Genomic DNA, 8,654 nt, shown 5'->3' with positions numbered 1-8,654 from the left:
CCCGCCGCGCCGCCGCCGGCCGCCCCGCGGCCCGAGCAGCGGAGCGCGCCGGCGAAGGCGATCTCGTCCTGAAGCGATAATTCAGGAATGCACCGCCGGAACAAAATCCGTCAGCATAACTATGTATAAATGAACGCTCCCGCGTATATTTACTTTAATAGAATAGATCTCGCCGCAATAGACACCTATTAACTTGACCTAACGAACGGTTAATTTTATCGGGACGCTACGTCCGCGATCGGAGTCGACCATGCGCTCGCCGCTTGTTGTTTTGCAGGATCCTGCGCCCCTCGCCCTGGTGCAACTGCGCTCGATCCCGCTGCGCAAGCCGCTGCCCGGCCAGTCGGAGGCGCTGCAGATCGGGCCCGGCGACACGCTGGACCTGTCTTCGATCGCCAATGAGACGATCGCGCTGGTCAAGCTCGGCAACCGTCTCGTGGTGCTCTTCCCGGACCGCGCCTATGTCGTCGTCGACGGTCTCTATCTTCAGACGGGCCAGTTCACGCCCGACATCCGGATCGGGCTCGACGCCGCGACCACCATCGACGCCCAGCAATTCGCGGCGCAGTTCGGCGTCAGCGCCGATGAGCAGATCCTCACGGCCGCGGGCATAGCGGTCGGCCCGCGCGGCTCCGGCGGCGTCAATCTCGCAGCCGCCCCGCCCAGTTCGGCGCTCAACCCGGAGAGCGCGCTGACCGTGGATGCGGGCTCCGTCGCGCCGCGCGTCAGCGAACTCACCCCCGGCGACGGCGCCGCCGGCCAGTCCGGCTTCGCCGCCGCCGCGAACGGGCCGATCATCCGGGCGAGCAGCGAGGGCGCGGCAGCGCCCGGGACGAGCGCGCTGACGCCGTCGCTTCCTGCTCCGCCCGTCGGCCAGGGCGCGGGGTCGGGGTCCGGCGGCCAGAACGGGGGCGGCACCGGCACCAATCCCGACCCGGGACCCGCCACCAAGCCGGTCTTCAGGCTCGATCTCGACACGAAGGCGCCCGGCACCGGCTATACCGCCGTCTCGGCAGAGGAAGCCGCCGGCTTCACGGCGCGGCCCGGCGGGATAGCCAACCAGCGCGGCGTGCCCATCGGCCAGTTCGACGAGGCCGCGCCCCGGCCTACGCATTTCATCGACGTCTCCGTGGCCCAACCCGGGGATCGCATCACCAGCCTGTCGGCGACGATCGCGGCCACCGCGAAGGGCTCGCGTGGCAGCATAGGCCTGAGCGAACCGATCGGCGGCGGCGGCGGCCTGATCTATCAGTTCGACCCATCCACCGGGGCGCTGACAGTCCGCGCCCCGGCCGGGATGAGCGCCGCCGAAGCGCGCGACCTGCTGGCCCGCCTGCGCTACTTCAACACCGAGGGCGGCTTCGACCTCGATACCAGCGACCGCATCATCACCATCACCCTGACGGACAGCACCGGGGCGGTGACCAGGGCGACGGCCACGATCCCCGTCATCGCCGAGGTGATGGACAGCCGCGGCCATGACGCCAACTTCACCGGCACCCGTTTCGGGGACCGGATCATCGGGCTCGACGGCGACGATATCCTGAATGGCGGCGGCGGCGACGATCTGATCGATGGCGGCGACGATGACGACACGATCGATGGCGGCGACGGGGACGATACGCTGATCGGCGGCAGCGGCGACAACATCATCAGCGGCGGCGAAGGCGACAACATCATCAGCGCCGAGTCCGGCGACGACAGGATCACGGCTGGCGCCGGCAACGACACCATCATCGCGGGCGACGGCCGCAACAGCGTCTCGGCCGGCGATGGCGACAACAGCGTCACCACCGGGCGTGGCGACGACAGGATCACCACCGGGGACGGCAAGGACCAGATCGCCTCCGGCGCCGGCGACGACGTGATCGTCTCCGGCGGGGGCGATGACCGGATCGAGGCCGGGGCCGGTGACGACAGGATCGATGCCGGTGCCGGCAATGACCGCATCTCCGGCGGGCCGGGCGCCGACCGCATCACCACGGGAACGGGCGCGGATACCGTGGTCTTCGACAGCGACCTCGCCCAGATCGGCCGCGATACGCTGGTCGATTTCCAGAGCGGCGTCGACGTTCTGGAATTCTCGCGCAGCGTTTTGGGCGGCAGCGACCTCGGCGCCGGCACCCTCGATGCGAGCCGCTTCGTGATCGGCACCGGTTTCTTCTCCGGCGGCGGCTTCACCACGGCGGATCAGCGCTTCGGCTTCGACCCGACCACCAAGACGCTGTTCTACGACGCGGACGGCAATGGCGCGGCATCGAACGCGATCGCGCTGGCGATCTTCGAGACCGGCACCGTCGCGGCCGGCGATATCCGGATCACATGATGTCGGCAGGCTGCGGGGGCACCATGCACAAGCAATTCTGGCTCGCGCTCATCGCGCTGATGGGCATGACGGCCGCCGCGACGGCCCAGATGACGCTGGACCAGGCGATCCGGCGCGCCGTCAGCACCAATCCGGCGGTGGGCGAGGCTGCAGCGAACCGGCGCGCCACGGCGCAGGAGCTGCGCCAGAGCCAGGGCGCGCTGCTGCCGCAGATCCGCGTGCAGGCGGATGTCGGGCCGGAGCGGACCCGTTCGCTCGACATCAACCTGCCGACCGGCCGCCAGGAATTCGTCGCCGGGCGGCAGGCGAATGTGGTGGTGCGGCAATTGCTGTTCGACGGCTTCGCCAGCAGCCATGAGATCTGGCGGCAGGCCGCGCGCGTCGACGCCTCGAGCTGGCGCGTTCAGGAGCGCTCGGAGCTCGTCGCCCTCGATACGGTGCAGTCCTTCACCGATATCCTGCGGCTGCGCGAGATGATCGCGCATGCCGATGCGAACATCGCGGTGCACCGCAAGCTGCTCTCCGACGTCACCGCCCGTTTCGAAGGCGGCCGCGCCGGACGCGGCGACAAGGATCAGGTCGAGGAGCGGGTCTTCGCGGCCGAAGCCGCCCGTGCCGAGCTGGAGCAGCGGCTGGCGGAGCCGCTCGCCCTGTTCCGCCGCGCCGTCGGCACCGAGCCGAAGGCGCTGCTCTGGCCCTCGCGGCTCAAATCCGTGCCGGCGAGCCGGGCCGAGGCGCTCAACCTCGCCGTGGCCCGTAATCCGACGCTGCGCGCCGCCGATGCCGATCTCGAGGCGGTGCGCTCGCAGCGCCTCGCCGCCAGGGGCAGCGACCTGCCGACGGTCGCGCTGGAGGCGCGGGCCGAGCATGGCCGCAATTCTCGCGACACGACGGGCCGATACGATGCGCTCAGCGCGAAGCTGACCGCCTCCTGGCTGCTCTATTCCGGCGGGAGCGATACGGCCCGCCAATATGAGCTGGCCGAACGGGTGACCGAGCAGAGCCTGCGGCTCGACGTGCTGCGACGGCAGGCCGCCGAATCCATCGAACGCGCCTGGTCGACGCGGCTGACCTTCGGCGACCGTGTCCGCGCCCTGACGAAGCAGGTCGAGGCGGCGCGCCGCGTGGTCACCGCCTATCGCAGCGAATATGAGCTCGGCCTGCGCACCTTGCTCGATCTGCTGAACGCCGAGCAATCGCTCTACAATGCCCGGATCGGGCTCACCAATGCCAAGGGGCTGGCGGTCTTCTCGGATTACCAGTTCGTGGCCGCGACCGGCAGCCTGCTCGCCGCCGTCAAGATCGCCGCGCCGGCGGAGGCTGCCAACCCGCAGCGCGGCCAGCGCGAGCGCGGCGCCCTGCTCCCGCCGATCGAGCTGGTGCCCGCGGGCCCGCTGGCGGCTGCGGTACCGGCCGGCGGGAATTGAGATGAGAGACAGCCCGGCGGGCGCTGGCGCCCCGCCGATCGACGCCCCCCCGCGCGATCTGCTCGGTAGCATCGTCACCCTGACGCAGCTGCTCGGGCGCCCGGTCGGCGCCCCCGCCATATTGGCGGGCCTGCCGGCGCTCGATGGCGTCGTCACGCCGCGCCTGTTTCCGCGCGCCGCGCAGAATGCCGGGCTCGTCGCCGAAGCGTCCCAACGCCGCCTGGCGGATCTGCCGCGCCTGATCCTGCCGGTGGTCCTGCTGATGAAGGATGGCAGCCCGCGCGTTCTCGTCGACATCGACGCCGCTCAGGACCGCTGCATCCTGGCCGAGACGGGATCGGCCCCTCCCGCCAGGATCGCGATCGGCCTCTCCGCGCTGGAAAAAGACTACAGCGGCTTCTGCTTCCTGGTGAAGCCGGCGGCGAGCGGGCGGGCGCCGCAGGCCGCCACGCCTGCGCTCGGGGCCGGCACCTGGTTCTGGTCGAGCCTGCAGCCCTTCATCCCCCATTACCTGCACATCGCCCTCGCCTCGCTGCTGATCAACCTGCTGGCGCTGGCCTTCCCGCTCTTCGTGATGAACGTCTATGACCGCGTGCTGCCCAATGGCGCCTTCGCCTCGCTCGCGGCGCTGTCGATCGGCGTCGTGCTGGCCATGGGCTTCGATGTCGGGCTGCGCATGGCCCGCAGCAAGATGATCGATCTGACGGGGAAACAGATCGACGTCACCCTCGCCGCCCGGCTCTTCGAGCATGTGCTGGGGCTGAAGACCGCCTTCCGCCCCGCCTCCCCCGGCAGCCTCGCCAATCAGATCCGCGAATTCGAATCGGTGCGGGAATTCTTCACCTCGAGCAGCGTGATCGCCGCCTCCGACCTCGCCTTCTCACTGATCTTCATCGCCATGATGGCCCTCGTCGCCGGGCCTCTCGCCTGGATCCCGCTGCTGCTGCTGCCAGTCACCTTGGCGATCGGCGCCCTGCTGCAGACGCCGCTCGACCGTGCGATCGTCTCGGTGCAGGCGGAATCCGCCGCGCGCCACGGTATTCTCGTCGAAAGCCTGGCCACGGCCGAAAGCATCCGCGCCCTCGGCGCCGAGAGCCGCGTCCAGGCGCGCTGGGAACGGTCCGTCGCGGCCACCGCCCAGGCCGGCGAGGCCGTGCATCAATGGTCGGCGCTGGCGCTGAACCTCTCCGGCGCGGCGCAGAACCTGGCCGGGCTGCTGATCGTGGTCTGGGGCGTGGTGCTCGTTCTCGACAACCGCATCACCACCGGCGCGCTGATGGCCGCGACGATGCTTTCGTCGCGCATCTTCGGCCCCATCGCCAATCTCGCGGCGCTGGTGATGCGCGGTTCGCGCACCCTGCACACCCTGCGCGCCATCGACGCGCTGATGGCCCTGCCCGTGGAGCGCGAGCCGGGACGCGTCTTCGTCTCCAGGACCGTGTCGCGGGGCAGGATCAGCTTCGACCAGGTCTCCTTCCGCTATCCCGGCAGCGATGGCGATGCGCTGCAGCAGGTCGGCTTTTCCATCGCGGAAGGCGAGCGCGTCGGCATCATCGGGCGGATCGGCTCCGGCAAGACCACTTTGGGGCGGCTGCTCGCCGGCTTCTACGAGCCGACGGCCGGCCGCATCCTGATCGACGATGTCGACCTGCGCCAATATGATCCGGTCGATCTGCGCCGCGGTGTCGGCTTCGCCCCGCAGGATGCGGCGCTGCTCCAGGGCAGCCTGCGCGACAACATCGCCTATGGACAGCCCCAGGCCAGCGACCAGGAGATCGTCGCCGCTTCGCGTCTCGCCGGGGTCGAGGCCTTCGCCGGCCGGGCGCCGGCCGGCTATGAGACGCCGCTTCTGGAAGGCGGCGCCAACCTCTCCGGCGGCCAGCGCCAGGCGGTGGCGCTCGCCCGGGTGCTGCTGCGCAAGCCGCGCATCCTCTTCCTCGACGAACCCACCAGCGCGCTCGACCTGCGTTCCGAGGCCGAATTCTGCGCCCGGCTGCAGGATATCGCCCGGGACACGACGCTGATCATCAGCACGCATCGGCTGTCCCTGCTGCGCATGGTCGACCGGCTGCTCGTCTTCGATGCCGGGCGGCTGGTCGCCGACGGCCCGCGCGCCGAGGTTCTGGCACGGCTCCAACCAGACTCGGTCCCCTCGTGAAATCCGGGGATTTCGCCTTCACCAACGATATCCGCGCCGCGATCGAGCTGCAGACGCCGCGGACGCTCGCCCTCTTCATCAGGGTCTGCGCCGCATTCCTGCTGCTCGCCGCGATCTGGGCCAGTCTCGCGGAGCTGGACGAGGTGACGCGCGGCATCGCCAGGGTCATCCCCTCGCGACAGACCCAGGTGGTGCAGTCGCTCGAAGGCGGGCTGGTGCAGGATCTGCTGGTGGCGGAGGGCGATCTGGTCAAGCCCGGCCAGGTGCTGATGCGGATCGACGATACCGCCTTCAGCTCGCAATTCGGCGAGGTCCGGGAACGCCGGGCGGCGCTGATCGCCCGCATCGCGCGGCTCGAGCAGGAGGCGCGCTGGCAGAGTCCGGCGCAGCTCGTCCTGCCGCCCGAGATCGAGGCCTCCCATGGTGCGGCGGCGGCCTCGGAGCGGGCGCTGTTCGAGGCGCGGCTGCGCAAGCTCGGCCAGGACCTCTCCATCCTCGACGAGCAGCTCGGCCAGAAGCAGCGCGAGCAGGAAGAGCTGGCGGCGCAGACGCGGCGCCTGGTCGCCAACAAGCCGCTGCTCGACCGCGAATTGGCGATCACAAGGCGGCTGTTTTCGGACCGCGTCGTGCCGGAGATCGAGATGCTCAGGCTGGAGCGGCAGGTCGCCGATCTCGCGGGCCAGATCGCGGTGAATCAGGCCAGTCTCAGCCGTGCCGAAGCGGCGATCCGCGAGGCCGGCGCCCGGCGCGCCGGCGCCGTCATCGCCTTTCGCTCCGCCGCGGAAGAGGACATGACCAAGGCCCGCGCCGATCTCGCGGTGATCGAGGAGAGCATTCGTGCGGCGCAGGACCGGGTGCAGCGCGCGGAGCTGCGCGCCCCGGTGCGCGGCATCGTCAACAAGATCCACGTCACCACGCTCGGTGCCGTGGTGCAGCCCGGCATGGTGCTGATCGATATCGTGCCGCTGGACGACAGCCTGCTGGTCGAGGGGCAGGTCCGGCCGCAGGATATCGGCTTCCTGCGGCAGGGACAGGAGGCGGTGGTGAAGATCACCGCCTATGACAGCGCCGTGTTCGGCTCTCTGAAGGGAAAGGTCGAACGCATCGGCGCGGATACGCAATCTGACCAAAAGGGAGAGAGCTATTATCGGGTCGTCGTCAGGACCGACCATAATTTTATTGGAAACGGAACGAGTTCTTTACCCATCCTTCCAGGAATGGTGGCGCAGCTCGAGATCTTAACCGGGCGGAAGACTGTGATGAGCTACATCCTCAAGCCAGCAAAACTGCTCCGGGATCAGGCGCTCAGAGAGCGCTGACACAAGCCTGACAACAGGCGACACCCGGTGCGAGACAGGGTGTTGCGTCATGAAACACGTGCCGAATTGGCGCGCCCTCGCGCGCGCCGGAACGATAATGGCTGGCCTGGTGCTGGCCTCCGCCGCCCAGGCCGCCGGCCCTGCCGGCAAGGCACCAGCGGCCGCCCGGCCGCCGGCCTCGAGCCCGGCGCTGCTGCCGGCGATGGCGCCGCTGCAATTCTTCACTATCGCGCAGAGATTATCGGCACTGCGCGCCGCGGGCGCCTTGCCCTCTGCCCCGCCCGAAGCCCAGCCCGTCGCGGCCGCACTCTCCGAGAGCGTGGCGGATCGGCCCGATGCCGACCCCGCGCTACGCGACACCCTCCCGCCCGGGCCGGAGACGATCCTCGGCATGGCCCTGCTGCCGGTCCCGGGGGGCGAATTGGCGGAGAAATGGCGCGACATGGCCGGGCGCTGGCAGCGGGACGAAGCCGTGATCGCGGCCTGCCGCGGCGGCTCCTGCGATCACCCCGGCGCGAAACGCTGGATCAGCATCGGCGCCGCCGCCGCTGCGCTCTCCGGCCGCCGGCAGCTCGCTCTGGTGCATGACAGCGTCAACCGGGCGATCCGCTACGCCACCGACTACCAGGCCAATGCGGCCGCCGATTATTGGGCGAGCCCGCTCGAATCGATCGAGAAGATCGGGGATTGCGAGGATTACGCCATCGCCAAATACATGATGCTGCGCGGCCTCGGCTATCCCGCAGCGGACCTCAAGCTGATCGTCATGTTCCAGCGCAGCAGCGGCATGTTCCATGCGGTGCTCGCGGTGCGCAGCGAGGGGGAATGGCTGTTCCTCGACAATCAGCGGCAGGATTTGGCGCCGGCCGCGCATTACAGCGACATCCGCCCAATCGCGGCGCTCGACGAAAGCGGCCAGGCCATGCTGGCCCTCATGCCGCAACCCGTCCCGAGCGTCGCTCTGGCGGAGCCGCTCAGGGTCGAGCCGGCCGCGCCCGAGCTGCCCTGACGGCTGCGGCCCCTCGCTTATCCCCGCCCTCTCGCGCGCTCCTATCCTGGAGGCACATCAGCGAGAGGGCGTGATCATGTTGCCGTTCCACGAGGAATTTCCCTTCAACGCCGGCCGCCTGGCCTTCGCGCCCCTGTTTTCCGACCGGGTGGAGGACATCGTCCTGGCCGCGGATGTGCTGCTGCGCGTGCAGGTCCCGCCCGGCGCGCAAATCGTCGCCTTCAGCTTCGACGGAGATGTCCGCGTCCGCTGCGGCGGCGCCGAGACGAGCCTCGGCCTGCCGGCGGCCAGCTCCACCGACGGCACCGGCAGCGTGCTGAACCCGGCGCTGCGCCGCCTGCCCGCCGGCGCGACCCATCTCTGCCTGCGCGCCGCGAATGCCTGCAAGGGCTCGCTCGAATTCTGGAGCTGAGCC

6 protein-coding genes are annotated in these 8,654 nt (G+C 69.7%); all 6 read left to right on the top strand.

Features of this window, described 5'->3' with window-relative positions; all coding sequences use genetic code 11:
- Positions 1-250: 250 nt before the first annotated feature.
- The 6 genes from ASG72_RS09070 to ASG72_RS09045 all read left to right on the top strand — a co-directional run bounded on the left by ASG72_RS09070 (position 251) and on the right by ASG72_RS09045 (position 8,651).
- Positions 251-2,326: a hypothetical protein gene (locus tag ASG72_RS09070; RefSeq protein WP_156395879.1), complete on the top strand. Its 2,076-nt coding sequence runs from the start codon at positions 251-253 to the stop codon at positions 2,324-2,326.
- A 23-nt stretch (positions 2,327-2,349) separates the two neighbouring features.
- Positions 2,350-3,753: a TolC family outer membrane protein gene (locus ASG72_RS09065; RefSeq protein ID WP_162246223.1), complete on the top strand. Its 1,404-nt coding sequence runs from the start codon at positions 2,350-2,352 to the stop codon at positions 3,751-3,753.
- Between the two features lies 1 nt (position 3,754).
- A complete protein-coding gene (locus tag ASG72_RS09060; RefSeq protein WP_082540224.1) occupies positions 3,755-5,911 on the top strand; it encodes a type I secretion system permease/ATPase in 2,157 nt (718 codons plus the stop codon).
- Positions 5,908-7,230, top strand: coding sequence for an HlyD family type I secretion periplasmic adaptor subunit (locus ASG72_RS09055; protein ID WP_056711318.1), 1,323 nt, complete (start codon positions 5,908-5,910; stop codon positions 7,228-7,230). Before ASG72_RS09060 ends, ASG72_RS09055 begins: the two co-directional genes overlap by 4 nt.
- Before the next feature lie 97 nt (positions 7,231-7,327).
- Positions 7,328-8,239 (top strand): transglutaminase-like cysteine peptidase, encoded by a 912-nt coding sequence (locus ASG72_RS09050; protein ID WP_056711315.1) that lies wholly within the window; start codon positions 7,328-7,330, stop codon positions 8,237-8,239.
- A gap of 70 nt (positions 8,240-8,309) precedes the next feature.
- Entirely contained in the window at positions 8,310-8,651 is a 342-nt protein-coding gene (locus tag ASG72_RS09045; protein WP_156395878.1) for a hypothetical protein, read from the top strand.
- Positions 8,652-8,654 lie beyond the last annotated feature (3 nt).

It is taken from the genome of Allobosea sp. Leaf344 (assembly GCF_001426225.1).
Taxonomy (GTDB): Bacteria; Pseudomonadota; Alphaproteobacteria; order Rhizobiales; family Beijerinckiaceae; genus Allobosea.
This window is presented reverse-complemented; position numbering and strand designations above follow the sequence as displayed.

What these genes read in the sequence shown, in the direction of transcription:
- ASG72_RS09050 (WP_056711315.1), top strand. Translation starts at nt 7,328, where the DNA reads ATGGCTGGCCTGGTGCTGGCCTCCGCCGCCCAGGCCGCCGGCCCTGCC.
- ASG72_RS09060 (WP_082540224.1), top strand. Translation starts at nt 3,755, where the DNA reads ATGAGAGACAGCCCGGCGGGCGCTGGCGCCCCGCCGATCGACGCCCCC.
- ASG72_RS09065 (WP_162246223.1), top strand. Translation starts at nt 2,350, where the DNA reads ATGCACAAGCAATTCTGGCTCGCGCTCATCGCGCTGATGGGCATGACG.
- ASG72_RS09070 (WP_156395879.1), top strand. Translation starts at nt 251, where the DNA reads ATGCGCTCGCCGCTTGTTGTTTTGCAGGATCCTGCGCCCCTCGCCCTG.